Origin of the sequence: Huijunlia imazamoxiresistens, assembly GCF_037132455.1 — a bacterium.
Classification (GTDB): domain Bacteria; phylum Bacteroidota; class Bacteroidia; order Chitinophagales; family Chitinophagaceae; genus Flavisolibacter; species Flavisolibacter imazamoxiresistens.
Map to the genome: position 1 here is coordinate 418,588 of NZ_JBBBEI010000003.1, position 26,415 is coordinate 445,002.

Genomic DNA, 26,415 nt, shown 5'->3' on the forward strand with positions numbered 1-26,415 from the left:
ACAGGGTGTCAGGTGAAGAAACTTTGGTAAAGGGCGCGGTAATCCTCCGCAATCTTTTGTTTGGAAAACCGCTGTACATTCAGCAAACCTTCGCAAACCAGTTGTTCGCGCTTTTGCCCGTCCGCTATTATTTCCAAAAAGCCCCGGCGGATGCTGGCCGGGTCAAAGGGGTCGACGAACAGCGCGCCCTTGCCGGCCACCTCGGGCATGGAAGAGCAATTGCTGGTCACCACCGGCAACCCCGTAGCCTGGGCTTCCAGTATGGGCATGCCAAATCCTTCAACGGTAGAAACAAAAGCCAGCAGGTCGGCCGCCAGGTATTCCCGGTGCAATTCGCTTAAGGGAAGGGAGCACCGGTTTTGGTACCGGATACCGCAAGTGAGCAGGGCTTCCTCCTGCTGCCGCGATAAGCGGCCGATGATCATCAGCGTGCAGTCCATGCCTTCCAGGGCTTTGGCCAGCAAAGGAATGTTCTTATTGAAAGCCGTCCCCACCTGCAGGATGCGCGGGCACCGGGCATTAAAGGTTCTTGTTACCGGTTGATAAACGGGATCGATAAAGTTGGTAATGACCCGGACCTTCCGGGGCAATGCCTTTGTTTCCCGCAACAGGACGTTTTGGGTGGCCAGGGATACCACGGTGACCTTGTGCGCAAACCGGACCGGCAAACGCACCCAGAAAAGCCGGAGGACGGCCCTGCGCCAGCCGGTGGTGCGGTCCAGGAAACTCAGGTCGTGCACCGTCAGGATGCGCTTGCAAAACCAGGCGCCCAGGACGGCATAATAACAATCGCCGGTAATATGAATAATCTTGTTGCGAAACCGAAACAGGCTGAAAAGGTTTCGTACCCGGTTCAGCAAACCGGTACTGAAACAGGGAAGTTCCCATTCACGGACGGCCGATCTTTCCCGCAGGACCTCATAAATGTTATGAAACAAGTATTCGATACTGTGCGTGGAAGGTAAGGGTTTGCGAAAAACCAGCACGACTTCCGGGCCGGGCTTTCGCTCGCCCTTCCGGCCGGCAGGCTTCGCTTTAACCAATGAAGAGGTGGCCTTTTCTTTCATGAAAACATGTTGAAAATGTCCCGTGTTATTCTGCGGGCTGAATTTTTACCAGCACGCCCAGTTCCCGGAATATATAAAACAGGAATACCAGTCCGACGATCCCGTATAGGATGTTGTTGCCGATATATTCGAAGCAGTTCCCCCGCCATAAGGTCCGGAACATGCCGGTAAAAACGAAAACGGTCCCGAAGAAATAGCCTCCGAAAAATGTTTCGGCTTTGTTGCAGATCAATTGGGCGATGGCACCGTAGAAAAACAAAGCCAGCCAGATACCCGCCAAGCCGCCGGAAAGGTATCCATCCACTATATACTGGGGCTTGGCCGAAGTGCTCGACTCCTCCGAAACAATGCCGTTATCCCAAACCCGTTGCATCGCCATATTTTCGATACTGGGCTTATCGGACCAAAAGACCCGGGGCACCAGGGCTATGGCCGTTTGCTCCAGGATCTGGAAACCATAAGTTGTACCCCGGTATTCCATACTTTCCCGGTACCGGACAAACATTCCTATTTCCGAGATCCGGTTGGTCAGGAAGGCCCAGTTGGTTTCTTTCAGTCCCTCCCCTGCCATATCTTCCTGCACCTTTTTGAGCGCCTCGGCCTTTGCCGCTTCCGCATCCTTATCGCCGCTCCAGTTTTGACTGCGGAACGTATTGACATAGGTAGGCAGAACGGTAAACAGGAACAGCATGAGGGGAATAAAGGTGAGGGTGATGACCCTTTTGTAAAAGGGATAGAGGAACAGGCCCAGCATCAGCAGGCTGACAATCACGGGCTCTTTAAAGCCGGAGGTAAGGGCCTTCAGCAGGGTCATGCCAAACAGGATGCCCGCCGCCAGGGTCAAGGAGCCCTGCCGCAGGGGAATAGCTAATGCCAGCGCAATGGTTGCCGCCACCATCCCCAGTCCGTCCACGCTGTTGCCCAGCACCGCCAAGCCGCCGATCCTCGAAAGGACCGACCCCAGGGGGTTGCAGATGACGACCATCAGTAGAAAAAAAGCCGGCCAGTTGCCTACCTGCACCTTGTACTTCGGCTCGATATCCGAACGGTAAAAAACCAGGATGCCGTGCACAAAGGCGATATGCCCCAACAGGTAAGCCCGCTGGCAAGCCGCCACCGTGGCGATTTCCTCCAGCACCGGGGTGCGGTCCGATACCAGGGTAAAGTACTGATACCCCATCTGGTCCAGGAAATAAAAAATGGAGGAACAGCTCATATAACCGCAGAAAATGACCTGGGTCAGGAACAAGGGCCGGAGGATCTTTTCCGTCAGCGGCAGCCCGGGGCTGGTGGGCTTTACCTTATTGGTAAAGGAAATGTAGAAAATAAAAAAGGAGCCGGCCCAGGCAACGAGGTAAGCGACGACCGGGTCGCCCACAAACAGCAGGGAGGCGATCCAGGGCAGGTACAACAGGTAATACCGGGAATAAGTTGCAGGTTCCATTAGTCTTCCTGAATTTTAAGCAGTTCTTCCCTGATGGAAGCCGCCTGGTGATCAAACGACCAGCTTTGAATGATTTCGGAGGACTGCCGGCCCATGTGCCGCAGCGCGCCGGCATCGGCCAGCAGCTGCTCCAGCGCCGCCCCGAGCGCCGCTACATTTCCTGCCGGGAAGACACGCCCGTTCTTTCCTTCCCGGACCAGGTCGGTAGCACAGCCCACTTTATCGGATACCAGCACGGCCCTGCCGGAGGCCATCGCCTCGTTTACCGCCAGGCCCCAGGTTTCCCCGGGTCCGCGGGAAGGCAGGCAAAACAACTGGCAGCACTGGTACAGCCGGGGCATCTGGCCCTGGTTCTGGAAAGCCAAAAAACGGATCTTCTCTTTTTTCGGAGAAGCCATCGCCCGTTCTTTCAATTCCTTTTCCAGCACCCCGTTGCCCGCAAACAACAGGTAGGCCTGTTCGTTGCGGAGGGTCAAAAAGGCTTCCAGGAGCGCCAGGGGATCTTTTTTCGGTTCCAGCTTGCCGGCAAACAGCACTAGCCGGCCGTTTTGCGGAATCCCCAGGTCGCTGCGCAACTGGCGTACCGCCTGGGGCTGCGGCGCGGCAAACCGGCCGTTGTCGATGGCGTGGGGGGCAAACTTCAGCTTCCCCTTGGTCAGGCCGAATTTTTGGAAATACTTCCGGTTGGAGGTCCCTACGTAAAACGCCAGGTCAATATGCCGGTACACCCAGCCCAGCAAGGCCGCCCGCAGCAACTTTTTCCATCCGCCGGTCTCGTCCAGCAGGGTGGAATCGCCGCGGAACCAGACCTTCCTTTTCCGGCGAAAAGCCCACAACAGTTGCAAATGGGTCTGGTAGGCCCAGCCGTACACCAGCACCGCCTGCGGATCGAATTCGTTGATCGCCGCCCGGGCATCGGGGTTGACGATCCCTTTAAAATGACTGGAGCCGGGCCGGGCGGACGTGTTTTTCAAAAACACGTAGTCATACCCTTCCAGCAGCGGAATATCCCACCGGATCTCCCGCCGGAAGCCGGGATCGTACTTTTGCAAAGAACCTTCGCCCCAGGTATAAAACACTTTTACCGCCAGGTCGCGGTACCGCGACAGAGCCTGGAACACGGGTGCATAATATTGAATGGGATGGGTGACGACAATAGCGAGCCTTTTCATTGCCATATCATTTGCAGTAGTGATGGATGAAATCGTTTGGTTTTAGGATCGTCGGCCGAACAGAATATAAACTAAGAATAAATCCGCGTGATTCAAAAGACATAACCCTTATTTATAAAAATAAAATCCGGAATTAAGGCTAAATCCGTAGCAAAAAAGCCCGTTCATAATTGACGCGCCAACCGTTCACATAAAGCCAATAAAGTTAGCGTGGGGTTGGAAAACGAACTGGTAGGAAAAACGGCGGCACTGCATACATATAAATTCTCCAACCCCCAAACCTGGCCGTACGAATTCACTACGCCGGTATCCGAAGTTGCACTCATGCGCGCCCCTCCCATATGGTGGTTCACATCGGACAGACAGGACTGCCAATCAGGATTATCCGCGCCCAACCCGGGGGGCAAATCCAACTCACCGATGTTCAGCCTCCTAAAATCTTCCCGGATAAAATGCGCCAGGGATAAAGCAGACTCCCAGGTAAGCCGGCTGATCGCCCAGTTCACTTTTGCTTTGGGTATGCCGAAGCGATCCACCTCCTTGCTCAAGCGGATACAGGACTCTTCCAGCGGTTCCTGTTCGAGCATAAAGACCAGGTGCGGAACCGCGTTGTGCTTATAAACAAACCGGTGCCTGATATAGGCACCCAACGTATAAAACAGGTTTTTGGAATTTTTGGCGACCTTGAAAAAATGCTTCAGGTTCCTGGTCTTTAAAAAGAATCTGATCTCGTTATAGGGGTCAAAACCTTCCTCCGGCAATAGAAACAGCAAGCTGGCCGATGCGTTCAATAACCGGTGCCGCACCTGGGCGTGGTTGCTTAAACTGAGCTTTACCGAGTACTTGATATTTTCCCGGACATGTGTATTGAACTTCCGTTGAAGTGCATAGGAGGAAGCATAGTTTTTAATGCTTCCCGCATTCAGGCAGGGATGTTCCATAAAACATTTTCCCAACCAGCCCGAGTGGTTTCCAATGCCTCCCTTAAATTGGTGGTTATTGGTCAATAAGATCCTGTTGGTTTCGATACCCCCCGTTGCCAGGATCAATTTAGGTACCGTAAGCTCCAGGCTCTTTCCCTCGTAATTATGGATCCTTAACCGGATCTGTTCTCCCCCGTCCAAAAAGGTAATCCGGGTCAGGTTCGCATTGTACAGAAGCGCGACGTTTTCCCGCAACTCTTTCTCGCATATCTTTCTGAAATTAGGCTCGGGCGCCCATTTCGAAAAGTGCTGCAATAATCTTGTGCCGTCAAGGTCCGGCCGGTTCATCTTCAACAAATTGAAAATGTCGTCGCAGAAATCCATCTGGTCGATCTTCATAAACGCATTTGCCTGGTCGTAGAATTCCTTCAGGTCGGCATACCTTATGGGCCACCCGCTGTTCCGAACCCAGGGACGCTCTTCAAAATCCAATGTAGAGAAAGGCAAGGATTGCCCGCCCCAGGCGATGGTGGTTCCGCCGATCGCCCGCTTCCTGCCCCAGGAAGAACTGGTCAACGTCTTCCCGGTTTGCTCCACCTCGTTTAACTGCTGCCGGGCTTCATCTTCCACAAAATGCCCGGACTCTATCACCAACACCCGCTTCCCCAGCTTACGTAACCGCACCGCCAGCAATATCCCGGCAGCGCCCGCTCCTATGATACAATAGTCGACATCGTCGAATGGAATATTCACCTCACCTGAATTAAAGTTGTAGAACGGCATATGATGAGCATTTACAGAAAGGAATAGGGAGTATAAACGGGGTGGATCATCAGGCGTTGAACAGGACGGCACGAAACAGATCACATTGCCGGGAGGTCATTTCTTTAGCCGAATACTGCTCCAACACCTCCGGCACAGGAACTACATTGACGGACCGGCCAAGGGCCACCGACACCAGGAATTCTTTGATCCCGTGTACGATGTCCTGTTCCTGCTGATCAAAGGTCCATACGGCCCCCACCCTGCAATTCTTCAAAAAAGCAACCGCACTGCTCTTTGGATGGAACAGGGCCAATAACGGCTTCCGCACCAGTACATAGGGGTATATTTTGGAGGCCGTGTATTGCGGATCATTGGAACCGGGAATGAACAAGGCGGTGGCATCCGCCAGGGTATTGAGCGTCTGGTAAAAGGGAATGCGGTCGGTAACTTCGGTTACATGGTCCGCCACGCCTGCTTCCCGGGCGAGGGGAAAAATGGTCGGCTCCCCCTTCCCCCGGGCGGCATAACTGGTCCCAATAAACGAAAAATGAAACCGGGAGAACAACTGCCGGTCCTGCTCCAGGCAGTGCCGGAACGCCCGGAACAACAGGGAAACCGCATCCCGCATGTCCTTGCCGCCCCTGCCCACATACACCACCTGCACCTGCCCTGGTTTGCCCCGGAGCCAGGAGGGTTGGAGGGCCCGGTGTTGCCGGGCAAGGTGCAGGTCCGGTTCAAAAGCGCCGAAGGGGATGGTTTGCCCCGGTATCCTGCGGCAGTTGGCGTAACGGTTTGCCAGGGTGGTCCGGTAGGCTTCGGACACGGCAATCAGCCCGTCCACATTGTTCATGGCCAGGGGTTCCAGCGTCTTGTTCAACCGGTAGGAAAACCAGTACTTGGGCGGACGCTGCGCCCTGGGCTTGTCTTTATAATAATCGGAATGCCAGGGGTCCTGCACGTCGATGACATAAGGGACCCCGAACTTCCGCTTCCAGTAGGCCCCCAGGATGCAAACCGGGAACTGGGTGGTGGAAAAATAGACCAGGTCGAACTTCTTTTGCCGCAGCAGCCGGTTGCCCGTTTTTCGGAAAAACCAAAGCGAACGCAGGGCGATGCTGCCCAGGCCCAACCGGGAGGTCCACTTTTTGGACAACGCGCTGACGTAATGAACCGGCACATCGCCGGGGAGGCTTTGCTCCAGCAGGGGGTCCACCGCCATGTCCGAAAAAGAAGGATGGACGGTCACCACTTCCGCTTCCCAGCCGTATTCCTTAAAATAAGGCAGCGACATCCGCACCCGGTGCATATCGGCCGCATTCGTGGGCGGGAAATAGGGCGAAATGATCAACACCCTTTTCAGCAGTTGTTGGGGATCCGGATGGCTCAAGGTTGCAGGTTTTTACAAAAGCAATGTAATTGATGGGCGAAATGGTGACTGTCAAACTCCATCACGTTCTTCTCCACCGATGCCTTCAGCCCCTCCAGCCGCTCCTGTTGGCTGCAGGCGTTGATAAGATCCCTTGCGAACGTACGGGGCTGATGATCCTTAGTAATGATCTGCTCGTCGGAAAGCACATAGCCCCTGCGCCCGGCGGGGGTAGACAGGACGGGAATGCCCCAGTTCAGGCCCTGGGCCAGCTTGGTAGAGGATCCCCTCGAATACCAGAACACCGGGTTCAGGAATACAGACCAGGACTGCACCTCCTGCAGCAGGGCGCTTTCGTCCAGCTTTCCTACATACTGAACGCACCGGTAGGCGGCCGCTAATTTCCGGCCCAGGGTATCCGGTCCCCCTACCAGCCGGATCACGCCGCTAAAGCCTTCCGCGTCCAGTTCCCGCGCCACCCGGCTCAGGCCCTCGTAATTCGGCAAATGGTTTAACGTACCCACATAACCCACCCGGGAACGATCGGGCCGCCAGGTTAAAAAATCCGGTTGCAGCTTCCGGGGTAACACCAGGATGCGGTCTGCACCTAACCATTGGTTCAAGCCCACCTCATGCTCACTGATGACGATCACCCCGTCCAGGTATTGCTTGTAAAACTTGCTTTCCAGGGCAATCAGCCGGCCCAGCTTCAAGGTCTGCAGCAAACTCCTTCCCGAAGAAGCCGTGATGTCGTGTAAAAAATCACCGCTTTCATTGCCATGCGACAAGCCGATAAAGCATACGTTAGGGGAAACCAGGTCTTTCAGGTAGGGGATCAACGGGCTTAAATAGATCTGGTTCAAGGCCACGGCCGTTATCTCTTCTTTGCGGATCGTTTGCGCAATGTCGCGGGCTATTTTTTTGAAATCGAAGAAATTATAGGCATCCATCCCCATTCTTATGATGATACGGGGAAGTATTCTTCGGGTGGTTTGCACCCCGTATTTCAGCACCTCAAAGCCGGCCAGTTCAAAATACTGGATCAGCTCCCTGGTGCAAAGCTGAACCCCACCGGGAATATGGCACTCCAGGCTACCCTTCTCCGCTATAAATAACACTTTTTGCCGCTTGCTTATTATCGACATAGGTAAACGATTAGGATTTAGGTTATTTTGATTCCGTATAATAATTGAGGACAACCGGGGATTATCGCCCAATACGATGCTTCACCTGCTTTACCATGCGCCATCCCACCATCCGGCACAGTAATTTCGTCCAGCCACCGGCGGGAAAAGCATAATCGGCCCCTCCATATTGACGGATCCTGGCTTTCGCGCTTTGGACCAAATCCATATTATCGGGGTAATTGTCATAGATAAAAAGCTGCCACATATTGGCACAGGCCCGTTTCACCTTGGGGTCATCGCCGTAGCGTGCCATAGCCAGGGCGGTGGCGTTTTCAATGGAAGTCCAGTTGGAAAGCTGGTACGGGTAGCCCCTGGTTTTGCTGGACAGGCCGCCAATGCCGGAGCGGTAATACAGGCAGGCCTGCTCATTGTAGCGGATCTTTTCGGCACAGCTGAATACGCGGACATAAAAATCCAGGTCATCGTTCAAGGATAAGGCTTCGTTCCAGGGACCGGCCTTCTCCACGATCGATCGTGGAATCAACACCCTGCCGGGCGAGGTCATATGGCGGTTGGCGGTCCAATACCGAACGATCCAGTCATGGAAGGTAAGGTCCGACTTCACGATAAAACGGTCTTCGCGAAAATCCTGGGGGTGCCTGTAAAACCGGCCCCACTTGCTGACCACCACGCTGGCAGGCTGCTGCACTGCCCGGGCCACCTGGGACGATACATAACCCGGATTCAGCAGGTCGTCCGAATCCAGGAAAACGATAAAGGCGCCGGTGCTGTGCTGGTACGCCTGGTTACGGGCGGCGGCAGCCCCTTTGCGCCGGGCATGAAAGCTGTTGACCCTCGCGGCATACCTTTCCAGGATAGCCGCCGAATCATCGCAGGAGTGGTCGTTGACGCACACCACCTCAATGGCTCCGTAATCCTGCCGCAAAACCGATTGCAGCGTCTGTTCCAGGAATTTTCCGGAATTATGAACGGGTATGCAAAAGGAAACCAGGGGAACATTCATGGGCGTAAACTGTTTATGAGAAATTCAGGAAATTATTTTCCGCCAGCCTTTGACGAAATAGTCGTATTTGGAATCCGCAACATAATGGTGCAGCACTTCGGGTATAGGGTCGCCCTGGATGACGGGCTGAACTTTATAGGCCTTTTCCGACAGGAAGGTGTAGGGTTCCCGGGCAGCGATCATGGCGGTCAGCGCCTGCTCCTGCAAATAATGGGTCCCTTCCCGCCGTTGCAGTTCCGCGGTCCACCGCTCCAGCTCCTTCCAGTCCACTTTTTCCGAAGGAATACCCGCGATCCCTACGTTCAGGCGCGAAGGCAGGTGGGGGCTTTGGCACAGGTGCTGCATCAGGCCGGTGGTGTAGCCGTAGGATTGTTCCGAATCCTTTAAAAACAACAGGCCCCGGGGATGGCGCAGCCATTGCAGGAGCGCCTCGGGCTTATGGAAGAACAGCATGTCGGAGTCCATCACCAGCTTAGGCCCCCTGCCCGGCAAAATATGGATATCCGTCAGCTTCCGTATATGGGGGTATTCCAGTCTCCTGTGCCGGAGCACGGGAAAAAAACGCGCCGGCAAATGTTCTTCCAGGAGTTTTTCCAGGGCTTCTTTGCGCACCACCACGCTGGAGGGAAAAGCCGTTAGCACCTTGTGTTCCAACGCGTCGTCAAAGCTGCCGTCATCCACGATACAGGCATGGATGTTCCTGCCGGATTGCCGTTGCAGCGAATACAGGCAAAAGGCCGTCTGGTACCAGTATTTGCTGCCGGTAAGGAAATAGACCGAATAAGCCTCCGCCCCCGGGAACGACAACTCCCGCAAGCTTTCAGCGGCAAGGATCATTTCTTTCCGGCCCGCTTCGGTGGCCAAATGCCGCCGGATGCCGGTTTTCAGGATCTTCTTTGCCGCCCCGACAGGCTGATAATAAACTTTATAAAGAATTTTTCCCGCGCTGACCATAAGCAATACAGTTAGTAAAAATTACTTTAATAGAAGAAGTGTTTTATTCCAGTTCCGCCAGCCCTTTAAACAGGCCGCAGGAAGCTTTCCATTTAATGGATGAAAGCGGCGACTGCCAGGCACGGTGGGCAAAATAGCTTTTTGCCGTTCGGAGGCCGTAGGTCCATTTCCCTATTTTCTTCCACGGTCGGATCCCGTGAAGTGCCAGCACGGTGATCCAGGTTTTATTACTCTCAAAAGCCATTTTCTCGAGGTACCCGCGGCTGTACCTTTTTGCCGGAATGAGGTGATGCACCACCAGTTGGGGAACATAGGCGAGCTCGTATCCTTTTTTCACGACGGTAAGCACTATATCGTTGTCTTCCCCGGAGCTCAGCGACTGGCCCTTTCTTCCCAGTTCCAGCCGTTCAGGAGCCGTGGCCACCTCGTTCAAATACAGCAGGAAGGCCTCCTTCTGTATGACCATCCCGGTTCCTATAGGCGCTTTTTCGGGGTACCCGGTTACAGGCCGGCCCGCACTTGTATAGTTGGAAACATGCAACTCGTCCCCGTAATCCTGGCACCCCAGGTTCACGCCCGTGTGGAAAAACCAGGCCGGCGGATGGGTTTCAAAAACCGGCTTCGACTTTCCGCCAAAGCAGCCTACCCGGGGGTGGGCCTTATAAAAGTCCAGCGCCACCGCCAAATAGTTTTCCTCCAGCACATTATCGTCATCCACAAATACCACCAGGGAACCACGGGCGGCACGGATCCCCGCCAGGCGTGCATGCGACAGGCCCGGCCTGGTTTCCCGGATCACCCGGGCGGAAGGGTGTCCGGCCAGGTCAAACCTTGGGGCCACCGGCAGCGCGCTGTTGTTATCAATGATGATCAGTTCCCACAAGTCCCGGGAAAGCCGTTGCACACGAAGGGCCTCCAGGACCCGGTGAAAAATGGAGGTTTTTGGGTTATAGGTACATATGATGACGCTTATCTCCACAGAAAGCGGTTTAGACGTTTGGAATCGTTTCAAAACATTCATCCCCCTTGGGCCGATACAAATCTTATAGCGTAAGTTGCTTTTTCTTTATCGCCAGCTCTATGGCCTTTTGATAACAGCCTACCTGCCGCTGCACCACCCTGTCGCCATCCAGGTACTCATGGATCCGTTCCCGGGCCCGGGTACCCATTTCCAACCGCAGGCGTTCATTCCCGATCAATTTCAAAACGGCCGCTGCCAACATTTGGGGCTGGTGCGGCGGAACCAACAGGCCGGACGTCCCTTCCTCGATGATCTCCGACATGCCGCCCGACCGGCTGGCCACCACAGCCTTTCCAGCTGCCATGGCTTCGCAACAAACCAGCCCAAAGCTTTCATAATGACTGGGAAAAACAAAAATGTCACCCTGGGATAAATATCCGGGCACTTGCTCCGGAGGTACGCCGCCGGTAAAGGATACGGATCCTGTATACCGATAAAGTTCTTTCTTCAAAAAATCCATCATATGGACGCCAGGGACCGGACTTTGGGAAGGACTGCCCACAAAGGTAAAATGCGCCTTTGGATAGCGTTTGAGGATCAGTGGAATGGAACGCGCCAGATCGATGACCCCTTTTCGCTTCTCCATCCTGCCGATAAACATGATTTGCGGATCTTCCCGGATGGCTTTCCGCGGAATAATAGAGCGAAGGGCATCGGGAATCGCAAACGGCAAGGGTATAAAGTCGGTCTTGTCTTGCAGCGGATACCCCAGGGAAAGCATTTCGTTATAAATAGAACGGCTGGGGCTGCAAACCCGTTCTGCAAGCTCAATGATCGCAAACTCGTCCCGGTAATTATGGGGCTGGGGGAACAAAGGCAGGGACGGCAATTTCCATCGCAACAAGGCACCCGCAATAAACCGGACTTTGCCCCGCAATGATAAAGGCTGGAACAAAAGGCGGTCCACCATATACAGAGGGGTATGCAGCCTAACGACAATGGGAAGGGTCGGCAGCATCTTTTTTATAGAAAGTCCACATCCGCAAAAATCCATACACTCCACCACATCAAACGGTTCGGAGCGATGCAGGCTATTAAAGTACCCGGGCAGCACGTTATTGAATTCCGTCCAGTTCGTTGCCGGGATGCGAAAAATGGATTCATCTTCCCAGAAGGCTTCCTTTTTTCCCGAACCGGCAAAAACCGTAACCGAATGCCCGGATCGATACAACATCCGGGATACCTGCCGCACATAGGTGCCGATTCCGCCCCCACCTGTTTCGGGCGGGCACTCATATGTTACAAAAGCAATCCTCATAGAATACTATTTGAAAAAATTATTGATTTTCCAAAAAACATTTCTATAAGCTTTGACCACCAGGGGCCTGGCGGCCCGGAAACGCATTTTCTCTATTTGCCCCTTCTCCGCCGGTGAAAAATATTCGGCTTTAAGGCAGCCGATATGCTGACGCAGCCTGTCAAAGAAACCAAGCCGGTAATCTTCCTTCAATAATTGAAATAAATACAGCTGGAAAATTTTTTCGGCCATAACGGCATCGAACTTGATGTGCGGCGGAAAGGAAATAACGTTCTTTCGGTAATCAAAATTATCCCAGAAGTAACCCGCCACCACTGCTGCCTTTAAGGGATCTGCCCAATGAAAATAACTCCAGAAAATCAGGTTGTGCTCATTAAAAAACACTTTCCCCAGGGTATTAAACACCAGGTCGCCCAGGGAATTCGACGTTTTCGACAGGGCATGCCTCCTGAAATTGACCGTCGTATAGGTTTCCGTTTTGAAGCCCTCCACCTTGTTTTCCAACCAATAGCAAAACCATAAGTACTGGTCCATGGTGTAGCGAAGCTGTGGCGGCATGGGAAAGTACCGGTCCCAGACTTCTTTTCTGAAAAATGTTCCCGGCTGATTGTTAAACGCCCTTGCGATATAAGCTGCATTACCGGAGCACCGGGGCGTCAACTCGTTCCATTCGGCGCCCCCCTCCTCGAAATTGCGAACGGTTGTGGTCACCGCCTGTACCTTAGGGTCCCGGAAAGAATCGGCTACCTGGAACAAGCATTGACCGGCATAATAATCATCGCTGTTGATCCAGTTCACAATATCGCCTGTTGCCTTCTTAAATCCCTTATTCAGGGCGTCGGTCTGGCCTTTATCCGGCTCGCTGACCCAAAAACTTATCCGGGATTCGTACTTCTTTATCAGCGCAACCGTATGATCCTTGCTGCCCCCGTCAACGATGATATACTCCAGGTTGGGATACCCCTGGTTCAGGACGGAAAGGATGGTTTGCTCCATATAGTCTCCCTGGTTAAAGGAAGGGGTAATGATCGATATCTTGGGAAGCATGTCTGTTGTAGTCTTTTACGAGTTTAAGAAAGCCACGATCCAAACCGGCGCCCAGGCGAAATAAGGTTTGCACTTTCGCCAGGTAATAATGCAACTGGATAAAGTCGTTTCTTACTTCTTTCTTTCCCCTGATAAAAAGAAGTAAAGCCCTTTTATGGAAGAAAATAATCCTTATATAACGGAACAGCTCCTTTCGATAGCTAAAACGGACAGGGGCGCCTAACGTTCTTTTCCAGGCGGCGTTATAGAGGTCCAGGTAGGGATCCGCCCTGCCAAAACCTTGTTTCAACCTTAATAAATAATCCAGCTGAAAACGTTCCTCCGGGACATTATGATATAAATTCAACCGGTTACTGGCGCCGATCTTCCAACCCAAAAGGCGAATGGCAAAGCAAATTTCCGCATCATCCCCGGCAGCCAGCTTTTTGCCTTTTCTTCCGGTAAGCAACGAACTAAAGTTTTTTGCCTTTAATTCCCTCATAACCGATTTCCGTAAAACCATCCCGGCGCCCCAGACAAAGCCCCTTCCGGGCGTCACATCCTCCAGCTCCTGGTTGGCTTGCTCCCCTACCGCATAATCCGCTATATAATGATCCGTAATGAAATTGCTATAGCTGTTCCTATAGTGATTATTGCTGCCCATAACGCCAAAATCGGGATACCGCTCCAGGAGACTATAGGCATTCTGAACAAAGTCGGGAAACAACAGGTTATCATCATCGCAAAAAACGATATACTCATATTGAGCCGCGGACAAGCCTTTCTCCCTGGCGAAGGAAAGCCCGGGATTGGGTTCCGACACCACCTTAAAACCTGCATGGGTCCTACCATACCCTTCCCAGTTTTCGGTTGCGATTTCGCCCGTATGATCCCGGGAGGCATTGTCCACGACAATCACTTCCCAACAAAAGTTATCGGCCACCTGTTGCTGCGCCAAATACCTTATGGTCTCCGGAAGACGGGCGGAACTGTTAAAACAACAAACAATGATGGAAACCCCTTTTATCATAGTTTATTCCCAATTTTATCAGGAGCAAAAATGTTGATCGCATAAAGGATCCTATTGGGATTCTTTTATGAAGGAGGAGGAAGATGGATACGCACATCCGGATCACAGGTCCTGGAAGACCCATTCGGTTTCGGGAATCACATTTCCGGAAATGATCTGGGGATGGCTTTTTTTCCCGGTCATGTCCGAAACTTCGAAGGTGAGGCAGTAATGATCTTCAATAAAGTTCTCCTTACTGTCGCCAAACCAGATGGAGGCATAATACCGGCCGTCAATCAGCTTGGGACTTTTGATTTCGATTGAAATCCTTCCCCGTTTCGTACCCCTTTTGTACTGATCATCCGGGATCAATTCCAGGGTTGGATTGGACCCGAACACGGGCTGATGGTTGGAATTATACACGATAAACCCCAGGTTCGGGATGTCCAGGCCGAAGGGACAATCATATGCAGCCTCTAACGTCAGGACGGCCCCCTTCTGTTCCATTTTCACATATTTCAAAAACGCGTCGTAAACTTTTAAATTGCTTTTTTTCTCGCCGTCTTTCAAATAACAGTCAATCACCTTGTCAATGGGCCCTTCCTGCTGAAGGGTGCCGTTTCTCAGGAAAATGCCTTTGTTACATAAACTTTTTACAGAGGAGATCTGGTGGCTGACAAATAGAACCGTTCTTCCCTCCCCTTTACTGACCTGGCCCATTTTACCCAGGCACTTCTTTTGAAACTCGGCATCCCCTACGGCCAACACCTCGTCTACAATTAAAATTTCGGATTCCAAATGGGCGGCCACTGCAAAAGCCAAGCGTACATACATGCCCGAGGAATATCGTTTCACCGGGGTATCAATATATCTTTCCACACCGGCGAAATCCACGATTTCATCAAACTTCTTCCTTATTTCCTGCCGGCGCATGCCCAGGATGGCGCCATTCAGGTAAATATTCTCCCGGCCGCTCAGGTCCGGGTGAAACCCGGTGCCCACCTCCAGTAAACTTGCAATACGGCCTTTGAGCCCCAAAGCCCCGGTGGTGGGCGCGGTAACCCTGCTGAGTATTTTGAGCAGGGTACTTTTCCCGGCGCCATTCCTTCCGATGATCCCCACCGAATCACCCTGGTTGATATCAAAGCTCACATCCTTTAAGGACCAGACATAATCGCACTTGCCCTTCGATGTCCGGTCATTCATCTCCCCTATTTTCAAATAAGGATTCTCCTTTCCGCGCACGACATGCCACCACCGGTTCAGGTCGTGCAACAGGCTCCCGGTACCAATCTGACCCAGCCTGTATTGCTTGGATAAGTTTTCCACCCTAATGACTTTTGTCATATCAAAAATGTTTTTAGGTATAAAATCAGACGGTATCCATGAAGGTCTTTTCCACCCGGTTGAACAACAGTACGCCCACCACCAGTGTTATGATTGTAAAACCAATGCTGTACATAATGGAAAGAAGGTCTACGGTTCCAATGCCGAAAATGGCCCAGCGGAACGATTCCACCACGGAAGTAAGCGGATTGGCCATCACCAGCCATTTAAAGCTTTTCTCCTGCACATAAGAAAGGGGATATACCACCGGGGTGGCATACATTAAAAGCTGGACTGCAAAACCCAGCAGGACGCTGAAATCCCTGTATTTCGTGGTAGCCGAGGAAATAATAATGCCCAAGCCCAGGCTTAAAGCCGCCATTTGCACCAACAAAAAAGGGATGGCCAATAATTGCGGCCCCAGGTGTACCGGGTAACCGTTAAAATGGTAATAGGCTAATAAGACCAGGAGTAATAAAAACTGGATACCAAACTTGACGACACTGGAAATTACGACAGAAATAGGTAAAACCAAACGCGGGAAATATACTTTTCCAAAAATCGATGCATTATGGACAAAGGTGTTGGAGGTGCTGGTCAGCGCATTGGAAAAATAACTCCAAATGGTAAGGCCTGCCATATAAAAGCCCCCCGGGGCAATGCCATCCGTAGGGATCCGGGCAATTTTGTTAAACACCATCAGGAACATCGCGGTGGTTAAAACGGGCTGGATAAAATGCCAGGCCGGCCCTAACACGGTCTGCTTGTATTGGGCGACGAAGTCGCGGCGCACAAACAACCACATTAAATCCCGGTATTCCCAAACATCCTTTATGGGAAGGTTGATCCATTTATCGGAAGGCCTGATGACGATGTCCCAGTCCGGCCGATCCAGTGAAGTATTGGAAATTTCTAAATTGCTCATATAAATTATTTACAAAAAGAAAAGTAGTTAACTGCCTGTATTGGAAAAGGTGGCGGGGCTGTTGCCTTTGCGGTTAAAATAGGAATAGTTCTTACCCGGGTAATACCCGTAATGCTCCCTGTTTTTAACGCCGTTGCAGATGATGAAGGCGTTTTTCAACTTCCCGCTTTCCAGCAAGGAATGGAGAAAATCCAGGTGTTTGCGGGGGGTATAACCTTCCCGCACCACGTAACCGGTCACATTGCAATACTTTTCCAGGACCAGGGCATCGCTGACCAGGCGTGCGGGAGGGGAATCCACCAGGATAATATCATAATGCTTCCGGAGCTCCTCAAACAAATAGTCCATGCGGGGGTGCACCAGCAGGTCGCCCGCATCCGGCACCCATTTACCGGAGGGATAAACATACAGGCCGTTCACCTCCGGCACGGATTGACAAATCTCGCCGAGCGGCGCTTCCCCCAACAGGAAATCGCTCAGGCCTTTTTCCCGCTTCGCCTCCCAGCCGGGGAGCGCCTGCCCGCGCAGGTCAAATTCGAGCAGGGCCACTTTGCGGCCGGCACGTGCCAACAGGGCGGCCAGGTTCCGGCTGATAAACGACTTTCCTTCCCCACTAATAGATGAAGTAATCATCAGTACCCTCGGCCCATTTTCTTTATTCAGCACCTCGAAATTGGCCCTCATGCTGCGGAACTGTTCGCCCAGCAGGCCTCCCATGAGCCCGGGCAGCAGCATTTTTTCGGGCGTTTTCTGATAGCCCACCTCGCCGGCCAGCGGCAGACCGGACATCTGTTGCGCCTCCTCCGGGCTGGAAACTTTTCCCGCGATCACTTCCCGGAAATAGATGACGCCTATCGGCAAAACCAGGCCGAGCAAAAATGCCAGTTGATACACCCGGACCGGGTTGGGAGAAACGGGCCCGATGGAACTGGCCAGGTCAATTTGTTCGTAAGGCGAAGTGGAACTCCGGGACAGGGCCGCCTCCTCTCTTTTCTGCAGCAAATACATGTACAGGTTTTCCTTCACCGATTTTTCGCGGGAGATTTCTTCCAGCACCCGGTGCTTTTCCGGCAAAACCGATACGCTGGCCTTATACTGGCTGCCCTGGCTCTGGTGGTTCGCCAGCTGGATCTGCATGCCACTGGTCAGGTTTTTAATGTTCACCAGCATATTATCCTTCACGGCCGCAATCTGGGTGTCCAGGTCTTTCAGCACCAGGCTGCTGGGGGCCAGCAGGGGCGTTTCGCGCTGGCGGATCAACACCAGGTTATTGAACTTGGAAATCAGCCCTGCCAGCTCGGCATCGTTCAGGCCAAGCGTAGAGGGCAACACCTTGTTGTGCGCGCCCGGATCCGCCAGCAATTGCCGGAGCAGGGCCAATATGCGCATCTGGGCGTTGAGATCGGCCACCGCTTTACTGGCTGCCGGGATCGGCTCTCCCTCTACGCCTGCATCCTGGCCTCGTACCAGCAGGTTATTTCCCTGGAAGGAGGACAGGTTCTTTTCCACTCCTTTGAGTTCGGACGCAATCTTTCCCAGCCGCTCCTCGATAAAATAGATCTTGCCCTGCGCCGCCCTGTTCTGGTCCTCGAGGTTCATCCCGACGAACTCCGTTACCATTTTATCGAGGATATCCTCGCCCCGTAACGGGTTTTCAATGGAAATGCTCAGCCCGATGTTGGTGGTCTTTCCCAGCACATTGACGGACACCCGGGGCATGAGGGCATAAACGGCGTCCTGAACAGGACTCCATTCCACGCTGTACTGATCCGCATCGTTCCAGGAAGGGGAAAGCGGCACCAGCATATAGGTATTGGAATGAACCCGGAAGGGGGTGTTCCACTTTACGGCGGTGGACCCGGGTTCCAGGTCGTCGTCGAAGTGAAGGGTGACGCCCCAGGAGGTGGGCTGGGTCAGGGTAAAGCCGATGGACCGGCTGCTGTCCTGGATATCGCGGGGCAGCAGGCGAAAGGGAGCGTTGAGGTAAACGTCGGTTTTCCGCACGTCGCCCTCCCGGAAGTAGGAAATGTTCTGGTCGGAATGGCGGACCACCCGCTCCATCAACTTGGCCGACCGCAGGCGGGCCAGCTCATTATCGAGGTTGATCACCGCCCGTCCGCCGTTCATGGCATTATTGATCAGGTCATTGGCGGCAGCGGAACTGTGCTTGGAGGCGGTGGTTTCGCCTTTTACGTTGATGGTGGTATTGGCCTGGTACAAGGGAACGGCATACCGGGTATATAAAAAGCCGATGCCAAAACTGACCGTTAGGAAGGCCAGGAATAAAGGATAATGGGACCAGTACCGGGATACGATCTCCCCAATCGATTTACCCTTGGCCACTCCCTTAGACTGCAACATGTTTTGGAATTCGCTAGCCATAGTAGTTTTTTAACTTTTTATAAGAAATATAATCGTACTCAAAACCGACAGCAGGCTGGCGCCGATCTGTATGACCTTCAAAGGGTCCCTTTTGTTGTTCAACGCCTTGAGCTTCTGGTCGTTGGCACACACGTAAACAATATCGTTTGCCCGTAACTGGTAGGCGCTGGACTGGAACAGGTCCACCGATTTCAGGTCCACCTGGTACATATGCCTGTGCCCCCCGGCCTCTTCGCGGATCACCACCACATTTTTTCGGCTGCCCTGCTCCGTTAGGTCGCCGGCGGCACCAAGGGCATCCAGCAGGGTTACACGGTCGGTTTCAAAAGACTTAACGCCGGGACCATGCACTTCTCCCAGCACGTTGACGCGAAATTGCCGGAAGCGCACAAGCGCCGAGGGGTTCTTTATATAAGGAGATAACTTTTCGCAGAGGAGATGCTGCAGCTCATTGCGGGTGCAGCCGGTCACTTTTACTTCCCCGACAATGGGGATCTCTATGTAGCCGTCGCTGCCCACCTGGTAGCCCTGCTGCGCCGGAATATTAAAGACAGCCGCTTGCTCCTGGTTGAGCGTTTTACTAAAGAAAAGAATACTGAGCAGGTCATTGGGCTGGATCACCCGGTCGTTTAACTGGACAGCGCCTAAACTGTCCCGACCGTTCTGGAAGTAGAGAAACTCTTTGTTCAGCCTTTTGGACGGATTGCAGGCCAGGCATAATAGGGCCACAACGGCAAGGGAAAAAACTCCGAATAGTTTTCTCATATAATTACAGTTAGTTTGGCTAGTTACCCGTTTCAGCGGGGTGTGTTTCGGATCACCAGCACAAGGCGGAACGCTTGATTTAAACCCTGTCCGTACCGTTTGAGGAGAAGAGCTGCAGCATAAAAAGTGAAGCCCTGTGCGGCTTCGCCCCTCGGCCACCTATAACGGTGACCATGGCACGAATGATTTAGAAATTACCGACTTGTACTGTGGAAGTACAATATACACCTTTGTTGAGAAAAGCAATAATTTGTGCAGGAAATCCTATTACAACTTTTGAAATTCTTTCATCCCCTCCCCTTCCGGGGTAAGATTCCCTATTCATTTCTACCACGAATCGGACATGATCCGGTTTAACAAACAGTGAAAACCCCTACCCAGCAAAGATTCCAGTCCAGCTTACGTATAAACAATACCCTTAGCCGCAAACCAATTTCCAACGAACCGCTCCGACCTGTGCCAGCAGGGACCTGTCATTTACATGAATGGCAAAAAGAGCTTGATTGTCGGACCTTCCGGAGAAATGAAAAGAACGAAGGAAAAGACAAAAAAAATAAAACATCCCCCAAAAACATCATATCTAAAAATGCCATTTTCAATTACTGAAAGAATTCTTAAAAATGAACACAGCTGAACTATGAGGACCTAAAAAAAATACTTTTCTTTATTATCAGTTAGCCACAAATAAGCAGTTGCTTCAAACGCTAAACAAAAGCCTCCTTTCCCGTTTTGTTTTCAAGGCATAAGGGATATGGAGGATGAAGACCCTCCTTCGTGGATGCAGCAAGGTGAGATCATTCAAAAAGAAAGGAGCATGTGCAGCGATGCGGCGCTTTCTTATTGGATAACGACCCCTAAGGCAACCAAACCATAACCAACAGCAACCACCATGAGAACTATTTGGATGAAATCCCGATGTCCGAAGTAATTCAGCCAACTGAACAATCCATCCGGCAGCATCTTACCTGTATTGACGAAAAATCACCTGAAAATAATAACCTGATAGCACACCGAGATATCACACCGGAGGACTTCTTCCCGGGTCCGGGCATTATAGTGCCTGGAAGGAAATGCGCGGCTGGAAGAGGAGCAGAGGAAGGGTAACGAACCAGGCCGGCAGACAGCCCTGTTATAAAACCTGCTTAAGTTTTGAAAATAATCCTGACAGGACAGGATACGAAAGCATACTACAGCCCAATTATTTCCCATTAGGTCCTGACAAGAATATTTTAGTCCACCTAACCAACGAAACTGCTATGAGAATTAAAGAATCAAATGAAGACCAAAACCGGATCGCGATTTTGAAGCACTGCATTCAAAAGGAATTCGGCCGCAAAATTTCCACCGCCAATGATTGCATCGAACTGAGTGAGGATATCTTCCAAAAAACGGACGAGACCCTGAACTCAAACACGCTGCGCCGTTTTTTCGGCCTGGTGACCTATTATTTTAATCCGTCCAAAACCACCCTGAACATCCTTGCGCGTTACTGCCTGTTTTCCTCTTTTTCCGAGGTGCCGGAAAAACTGAACCTGGAAGATCGGAAGACGGTTTCGAATGAAAGCGCGCTGTAATTCCTTTTACTGAATTTAATCCGTGCCCTCCATCGCTGTTTACCAGCGCGTACCCCTTCCCACCCTTTGAAGACGTACCACCGTGTGCTCCTCCACCTTCCCTTTGAAGATGTACCAGCGCGTACCTTCCCGCCTTCCCTTTGAAGACGTACCACCGCGTACCTCCCCACCTTCCCTTTGAAGCTGTACCAGCGTGTACTCCCTGCCCTCCCTTTGAAAATTTTACGCTTCCATTATTGTTGTGCACCCGGCAACGGGTACCTGGTTTTCTGCCCCTATCCGGCGGACCGGCTGTTGCTTGCCCGGTTGCCGGAGTGCAAAGGGTTTTCCATTCCCAAAGGGCTCTTTCCCGCTTTTCGCTGCCGGGAAGGGCATGAACTACTATTGTCAAAACCTGTAAAAGACGCCACCGCCCCCTCTGCATCCCTTCCAGAAACGGATGGGACCCGGCCTTTATTCCTCACTCAATAAAACATTGATTATGAGACTGATCCCCACTATTTTCCCCAAACCCGAGGCGTCCGGAGTTGGAAAATACCTAAGAATCTCCGGGGCTGACAAGGTCCCCGACAGGCAAGAAATGCGCTCCGAAAAAATCTCGATCGTTACCGTTACCTACAACAGCGCGGCGACGATCGCGGATACACTGGAAAGCGTACGAACCCAATCGTATGGCCCTATCGAACACATCATCGTCGATGGCGGCTCCAGCGACGACACGCTGCGGATCGCCCGCTCCTTTCCGCATATCGCAAAGATCATCTCGGAAAAAGACAACGGCATCTACGACGCCATGAACAAAGGCCTGGGATTGGCCACAGGCGATATTATCGGAATCCTGAACTCCGACGATGTGTATTCCCATAAGGACGTTCTTAAAAATGTGGCGCATGCCTTTGCACACAACCATACCGATACGCTCTATGGAAACCTACAGTACACCGATGCCAAAAACTTCAATAAAGTGTTGCGCGACTGGAACTCCGGCCTCTTTAAAAAGAGCCTTTTCAAATTCGGCTGGATGCCGCCCCACCCCACCTTTTTCGTGAAGCGGCAGGTGTACCAGCAGGTAGGCGGCTTTAACCTCAACCTTAAGATGTCGGCCGATTATGAACTGATGCTGCGGATCCTTTTCAAATATGGATTCACCACCTCCTACCTGCCCGAGGTACTGGTGAAAATGAGGACGGGCGGTGCCAGCAACGCTTCTTTGAAAAACAGGCTGAAAGCCAATAAGGAAGACCGCCTGGCCTGGAAGCTCAATGAGCTCCGCCCCTACTTCTTTACGCTCTACCTGAAGCCATTACGGAAAATCTTTCAATACATGAACCTGGAGCAACTGCGCCGGCTTCCCGGCCTGCATACGGCTCATTAGGGCACACACCACTCCATTAACCCCCTGTAAAACCAAGCACATGGGAATCTATCTTATCCTCATCATCTCCTTTATTGCCACCTACCTGTCCATACCCGTAATTATCCACATTGCCGAGAAAAAAAACCTGGTGGATGTACCTGACTTCCGGAAGGTGCACGCCGTGCCCGTGGCCGCCCTTGGCGGCATCGGCATCTTTGGCGGCTTTGCCCTGACCGCCTTGCTGTATATCCCCTTCAGCAAGGCGCCGGAGCTTCAATTTATCATGGCCGCCGCCCTGGTAATCCTTTTTTTGGGAATGAAAGACGACATCCTGGTCCTTTCTCCTTTCAAAAAGTTCCTGGGACAACTGCTGGCAGCCCTGCTGGTTGCCTGGAAAGGCAACCTGCAGCTCACCAACCTGCAGGGGATCCTGGGCTTTTTCCAGATACCCCCGCTGGCCGGCCTGCTGCTGACGGTTTTGGTCATGGTATTTATCATCAACGCCTTCAACCTCATTGACGGGGTGGACGGGCTGGCCGGCTCCCTGGGGTTGGGCGCGTCGGTGATCCTGGGTTATTTTTTCCTGAAAAACGGCCACTATGCCTATGCCGCCCTGGCCTTTGGATTGAGCGGCAGCATTTTGGGTTTTTTGTTTTTCAACCTGCATCCCGCCCGCATTTTCATGGGCGATACGGGTTCGCTGCTGATCGGACTGGTATGCTCCGTACTGGTGGTAAAATTCATTGAAACGGCCCCGGGCAGCAAGGCCTTCCCCTCTCCTGTATCGGCAGCGGCAGGCTTCAGCATCCTGCTGGTTCCGGTACTGGACACCCTGAGGGTTTTCATCCTGCGCCTGGCGCACAAACGTTCGCCCTTTTATCCCGACAAGAACCATGTGCACCACATCCTGTTAAGCAAAGGGCTGAATCACAACCAGATCACGGCCCTGCTGGTATCCGTCAACATACCGGTGGTGTTTTTTACCTATGCAGCGGAAGCATTAGGATCGGCCTGGCTGATGGCCCTGCTGGCCGGATTTTACTTCCTGCTGATCAAATTGTTCCAGCTGTTACCGGGCAAGCAGGCGATGGAAAAAAGAACTCGAAAAAGCAACAACATCCTAACGCATCCAAGCGTATAAATACCGCATTAAAGGGTTAAAAGACCTGAAACTACTTATTCACCCAAAACCAGTAAAGTAACCATGAAAAGAAAACTAAGCCTACTCTTTATGGGAGCACTCTTCACCGCTATTCCCTTTATGAGCAAAGCAGAATTTTACCGCCACGAGGTCATAACCATCACAGGCGCCTCCGGCTTTTTCAATCCCGTCAATGGAAGAACCTTCCGGGTGGTGGACCTGGATGGCATTGGAAACCCTCCCGTTGTGGGTTCGGTAGACAAAGACCTCTATGCTTCCAACACTTCCGAGGGATTTTTGGAAGAATTGGCCCGGCTGTTTATCATTCAAAACAGCATTTATCCCGGCCAACCGTATTATGGCCCGGACGCCAAGGTATTTTCCACCCCGGGCTTTGCCCTGGAACTGTATGATACCCCCTTTGACGCCGGCCTGAGCCTGCTGCTGGGCGCCGGCGCCGTTGCCGCCATGAAAAGGGCCCGCAACCGGAAAAACAAGGCGGCAGCCCTCGCGTAATTCCCTGTCCTTTTCTTGAGAAGATAACCAACTCATTTGCACCCGGAAGGGTCAAAGGGTTGGTTACCTTCTTCTTTTCCCACCCTAAAACGAATGAACGTGTTCCGGCCTGTCCTTGACTGTTTCGATCTCCGGTTTTATACCCGCTTCGCCCTGCTGTTCCTCGGCTTGTACGGCCTTTATACCTTTATCATCGGGGCCACCACCCCCAGCGGAACTTATTACCCCTGTATCGACCGTTATTTCAATTTCCCGGAATGGATCCGCACCAGTGTGCTGTACGGCGGCCACCAGATCCTTTCGTTCCTGGAAATCGAGAGTTTCGTGACGTCCGACTCCCTGGTCAACGGAGAGGTTTCCCGGCAGGTGCGCATGGGCTGGCCCTGTTACGGGCTGATGAATAAAAGCTTCTGGCTGGCGTATGTCATTGCCCATGCCCACCCCCTGAAAAATAAGATCTTCTGGAGCCTTGCCGGCATTGGCACCATCTGGCTGATCAACTGCTGCCGCATCGCCGTCCTTTATATTGCCCTGACCCACAACTGGTCCATCGGTCCAAAGCTGAACACCAACAACCACGAGCTGTTCAACTATGTATCGTACGTGTTCCTCCTCCTTTTGCTCCTGCTGCACCACCGGAAATCCTCCTCGCGGTATAACGGTTGTGCATAGCCGGGCACCTGCATAAAATGGTTCCGGCGCGCTAAAAAGTTTCAGGCTTGCTGCAACCTATATCCTTCCATATCGAGGTCTTCTTCCGGTTCGTGCCGCTTTGTTTTGCCCGTGCCAGGAAAGGGCTGGTCGCCGTTCCAGTGCAGGTGTACCACCGCGGCGGCGCCCAGGGCGGAGGCCCGGCTGATGACGGAGGTATATACCCGCAGGCGGGGAAACCGGCTGGCGACCAGTTTTACAAAGAGGGGATTGTCGCAAAAGCTGCCCGAAATATAGAGGGTTTCCACCGGGGTCTTCCCCATCACGACCTGCAGCGACAGCGCCTGCAGGGCCACCAGGTCGAGGTGCAGCTGGTGGTAGGCCTCCTCGAAGGAGGCAAACAGCTCCAGCTGCACCGGCCGTTTCCGCAGCCGCGGCAGCAGGCCGGAAATGTCCATGGTTTCGGGGATAAATTGCTTGCGGGGATCCCGTTCCCGCAGCAGCTTTTTTACCAGCTCCTTGTCGAAAAGCACCTGCAGGTGGTAGTCGCCTTCCTTGTGAAAGTGCGCGGCGATCTTTTTTACCTGGTGGTGGAGCTCATTGCCCAGGAACAGGCGGCAGGCTTTTACGGGCTTGCCCAAAAAGTTGAGGTAGTACAAACAATCCTTTTGGAGGTCTTCCAGCGTCAGCAGTTCTTTGCTGAAGGCATTGAAGGCGATGCTCCAGGTGCCGGTGGACAGCAGCAGGAAGGGCTTTTCCTCGTTCAGCAGGTAGGGCACCAGGGCGGCGGAGCTGTCGTGCATGCCGACGCCGGCCACCAGGCGGCTGCCCCCGGACAGGCGGACGTAGGCGTTGCTGGGCGTGATCGGGGCAAACAAGCGGTCGAGCCCTTCTTCGGTTACCCAACGGTGGTAGGCGTTCTCGCGAAAATTCCACAGGTCGGTATGGCAGCCGATGGAAGTGATCTCCGAAAACCGGCGGCCGGTGATGAGGTAACTGATATATTGGGGCAGGTGCAGGGAGCGTTTTACGAAAGCAAACTGCCGTGGCCTGCGGTATTTCAGCCAGTACAGCTGCAGGCCCGAATTGAGCATGCCCAGCGGGGGCGAGGCCGTTTCCAGGGCAAGGGCATCCCGGCCGCCGTTTTGTTGGTAAAACCGGTCCAGCAGCTCTTCGGGATACGGCTTTAAATACGAGTAGAGGGGACCGACCGGGCTGCCGGCGGCGTCGAGGTGCACGAAGCTGGCCCCGTAAGCCGCGAAATTGACGGCCTGGATCGAAAAGGAAGGGTCCCGGAGGGCCTCGTCAAAGGTATTGCGGACCCAGGAGGACAGCTGCTGCAGGTCCTCGCATTCGTCGCCGTCTTCGTCGGTGGTGCGGGCGCCGGGGTACGAGCGGGAATACACCACCTGGTACTCCTTGTCAAACAGCAGGAACTGCTTGTCCAGCCGCACCAAATCGAAGATGGCGATTACGTCGGTGCCCATACCACAGGAATTTGCTGCGGAAGCTATCACAAATAACGCTCCTCCTTTTCGGGGGAAGGAAGCACCTTTCCGGGGCAGGCAAAAAAAAGAGGCTGCCCCACGCTAACGTGGAGACAGCCTCTTTATCCTAATAAA

General features: G+C 52.8%; 22 protein-coding genes. 5 read left to right on the top strand and 17 right to left on the bottom strand.

Annotated features, from left to right (window positions below):
• Positions 1–8 precede the first annotated feature (8 nt).
• From V9K67_RS05530 to V9K67_RS05605, 16 genes are all read right to left on the bottom strand, one after another.
• On the bottom strand, positions 9–1,067 hold the full coding sequence (locus tag V9K67_RS05530) for a glycosyltransferase family 4 protein (RefSeq protein ID WP_336720649.1): 1,059 nt from the start codon (positions 1,065–1,067) through the stop codon (positions 9–11).
• 25 nt (positions 1,068–1,092) lie between these two features.
• Complete coding sequence (locus V9K67_RS05535; RefSeq protein WP_336720650.1) at positions 1,093–2,511, bottom strand: exosortase Y-associated Wzy-like protein; 1,419 nt, start codon at positions 2,509–2,511, stop codon at positions 1,093–1,095.
• Positions 2,511–3,683, bottom strand: coding sequence for a glycosyltransferase family 4 protein (locus V9K67_RS05540; RefSeq protein WP_336720651.1), 1,173 nt, complete (start codon positions 3,681–3,683; stop codon positions 2,511–2,513). The genes V9K67_RS05535 and V9K67_RS05540 overlap by 1 nt, the downstream gene beginning before the upstream one ends.
• 164 nt (positions 3,684–3,847) lie before the next feature.
• Positions 3,848–5,389, bottom strand: coding sequence for a GMC oxidoreductase (locus V9K67_RS05545; RefSeq protein WP_336720652.1), 1,542 nt, complete (start codon positions 5,387–5,389; stop codon positions 3,848–3,850).
• A 49-nt stretch (positions 5,390–5,438) separates the two neighbouring features.
• Positions 5,439–6,758: a glycosyltransferase gene (locus V9K67_RS05550; RefSeq protein ID WP_336720653.1), complete on the bottom strand. Its 1,320-nt coding sequence runs from the start codon at positions 6,756–6,758 to the stop codon at positions 5,439–5,441.
• Positions 6,755–7,882: a glycosyltransferase gene (locus V9K67_RS05555; RefSeq protein ID WP_336720654.1), complete on the bottom strand. Its 1,128-nt coding sequence runs from the start codon at positions 7,880–7,882 to the stop codon at positions 6,755–6,757. The genes V9K67_RS05550 and V9K67_RS05555 overlap by 4 nt, the downstream gene beginning before the upstream one ends.
• A gap of 61 nt (positions 7,883–7,943) precedes the next feature.
• Positions 7,944–8,888 carry a glycosyltransferase family 2 protein gene (locus tag V9K67_RS05560; protein WP_336720655.1) on the bottom strand — a complete coding sequence of 315 codons (945 nt, stop codon included), beginning with the start codon at positions 8,886–8,888 and terminating at the stop codon, positions 7,944–7,946.
• Positions 8,889–8,912: 24 nt separating this feature from the next.
• Entirely contained in the window at positions 8,913–9,842 is a 930-nt protein-coding gene (locus V9K67_RS05565) for a hypothetical protein (RefSeq protein WP_336720657.1), read from the bottom strand.
• 43 nt (positions 9,843–9,885) lie between these two features.
• Positions 9,886–10,821, bottom strand: a complete 936-nt coding sequence (locus V9K67_RS05570; RefSeq protein ID WP_336720658.1) for a glycosyltransferase — start codon at positions 10,819–10,821, stop codon at positions 9,886–9,888.
• Positions 10,822–10,885: 64 nt separating this feature from the next.
• Complete coding sequence (locus tag V9K67_RS05575) at positions 10,886–12,121, bottom strand: glycosyltransferase family 4 protein (RefSeq protein WP_336720660.1); 1,236 nt, start codon at positions 12,119–12,121, stop codon at positions 10,886–10,888.
• 6 nt (positions 12,122–12,127) lie between these two features.
• Complete coding sequence (locus V9K67_RS05580) at positions 12,128–13,168, bottom strand: glycosyltransferase family 2 protein (protein WP_336720661.1); 1,041 nt, start codon at positions 13,166–13,168, stop codon at positions 12,128–12,130.
• Complete coding sequence (locus tag V9K67_RS05585) at positions 13,131–14,177, bottom strand: glycosyltransferase (protein ID WP_336720662.1); 1,047 nt, start codon at positions 14,175–14,177, stop codon at positions 13,131–13,133. The genes V9K67_RS05580 and V9K67_RS05585 overlap by 38 nt, the downstream gene beginning before the upstream one ends.
• A gap of 102 nt (positions 14,178–14,279) precedes the next feature.
• Positions 14,280–15,503 carry an ABC transporter ATP-binding protein gene (locus V9K67_RS05590; protein WP_336720663.1) on the bottom strand — a complete coding sequence of 408 codons (1,224 nt, stop codon included), beginning with the start codon at positions 15,501–15,503 and terminating at the stop codon, positions 14,280–14,282.
• Positions 15,504–15,528: 25 nt separating this feature from the next.
• Positions 15,529–16,407, bottom strand: a complete 879-nt coding sequence (locus V9K67_RS05595) for an ABC transporter permease (RefSeq protein ID WP_336720664.1) — start codon at positions 16,405–16,407, stop codon at positions 15,529–15,531.
• A 27-nt stretch (positions 16,408–16,434) separates the two neighbouring features.
• On the bottom strand, positions 16,435–18,789 hold the full coding sequence (locus V9K67_RS05600) for a GumC family protein (protein ID WP_336720666.1): 2,355 nt from the start codon (positions 18,787–18,789) through the stop codon (positions 16,435–16,437).
• A gap of 9 nt (positions 18,790–18,798) precedes the next feature.
• A complete protein-coding gene (locus V9K67_RS05605) occupies positions 18,799–19,554 on the bottom strand; it encodes a polysaccharide biosynthesis/export family protein (protein ID WP_336720667.1) in 756 nt (251 codons plus the stop codon).
• A gap of 1,256 nt (positions 19,555–20,810) precedes the next feature.
• On the opposite strand from V9K67_RS05605, the gene V9K67_RS05610 reads away from it, so the two are divergent.
• The 5 genes from V9K67_RS05610 to V9K67_RS05630 all read left to right on the top strand — a co-directional run bounded on the left by V9K67_RS05610 (position 20,811) and on the right by V9K67_RS05630 (position 24,814).
• Complete coding sequence (locus V9K67_RS05610) at positions 20,811–21,128, top strand: hypothetical protein (protein WP_336720669.1); 318 nt, start codon at positions 20,811–20,813, stop codon at positions 21,126–21,128.
• Positions 21,129–21,708: 580 nt separating this feature from the next.
• Positions 21,709–22,503 carry a glycosyltransferase family 2 protein gene (locus V9K67_RS05615; protein WP_336720670.1) on the top strand — a complete coding sequence of 265 codons (795 nt, stop codon included), beginning with the start codon at positions 21,709–21,711 and terminating at the stop codon, positions 22,501–22,503.
• A gap of 40 nt (positions 22,504–22,543) precedes the next feature.
• Positions 22,544–23,626, top strand: coding sequence for an MraY family glycosyltransferase (locus V9K67_RS05620; protein ID WP_336720671.1), 1,083 nt, complete (start codon positions 22,544–22,546; stop codon positions 23,624–23,626).
• A 63-nt stretch (positions 23,627–23,689) separates the two neighbouring features.
• Positions 23,690–24,142, top strand: coding sequence for a hypothetical protein (locus V9K67_RS05625; protein WP_336720673.1), 453 nt, complete (start codon positions 23,690–23,692; stop codon positions 24,140–24,142).
• Between the two features lie 93 nt (positions 24,143–24,235).
• Positions 24,236–24,814 carry a hypothetical protein gene (locus V9K67_RS05630; protein ID WP_336720674.1) on the top strand — a complete coding sequence of 193 codons (579 nt, stop codon included), beginning with the start codon at positions 24,236–24,238 and terminating at the stop codon, positions 24,812–24,814.
• A 41-nt stretch (positions 24,815–24,855) separates the two neighbouring features.
• On the opposite strand, the gene V9K67_RS05635 is transcribed toward V9K67_RS05630, so the two are convergent.
• Complete coding sequence (locus V9K67_RS05635) at positions 24,856–26,280, bottom strand: FGGY-family carbohydrate kinase (RefSeq protein ID WP_336720675.1); 1,425 nt, start codon at positions 26,278–26,280, stop codon at positions 24,856–24,858.
• Positions 26,281–26,415: the final 135 nt, after the last annotated feature.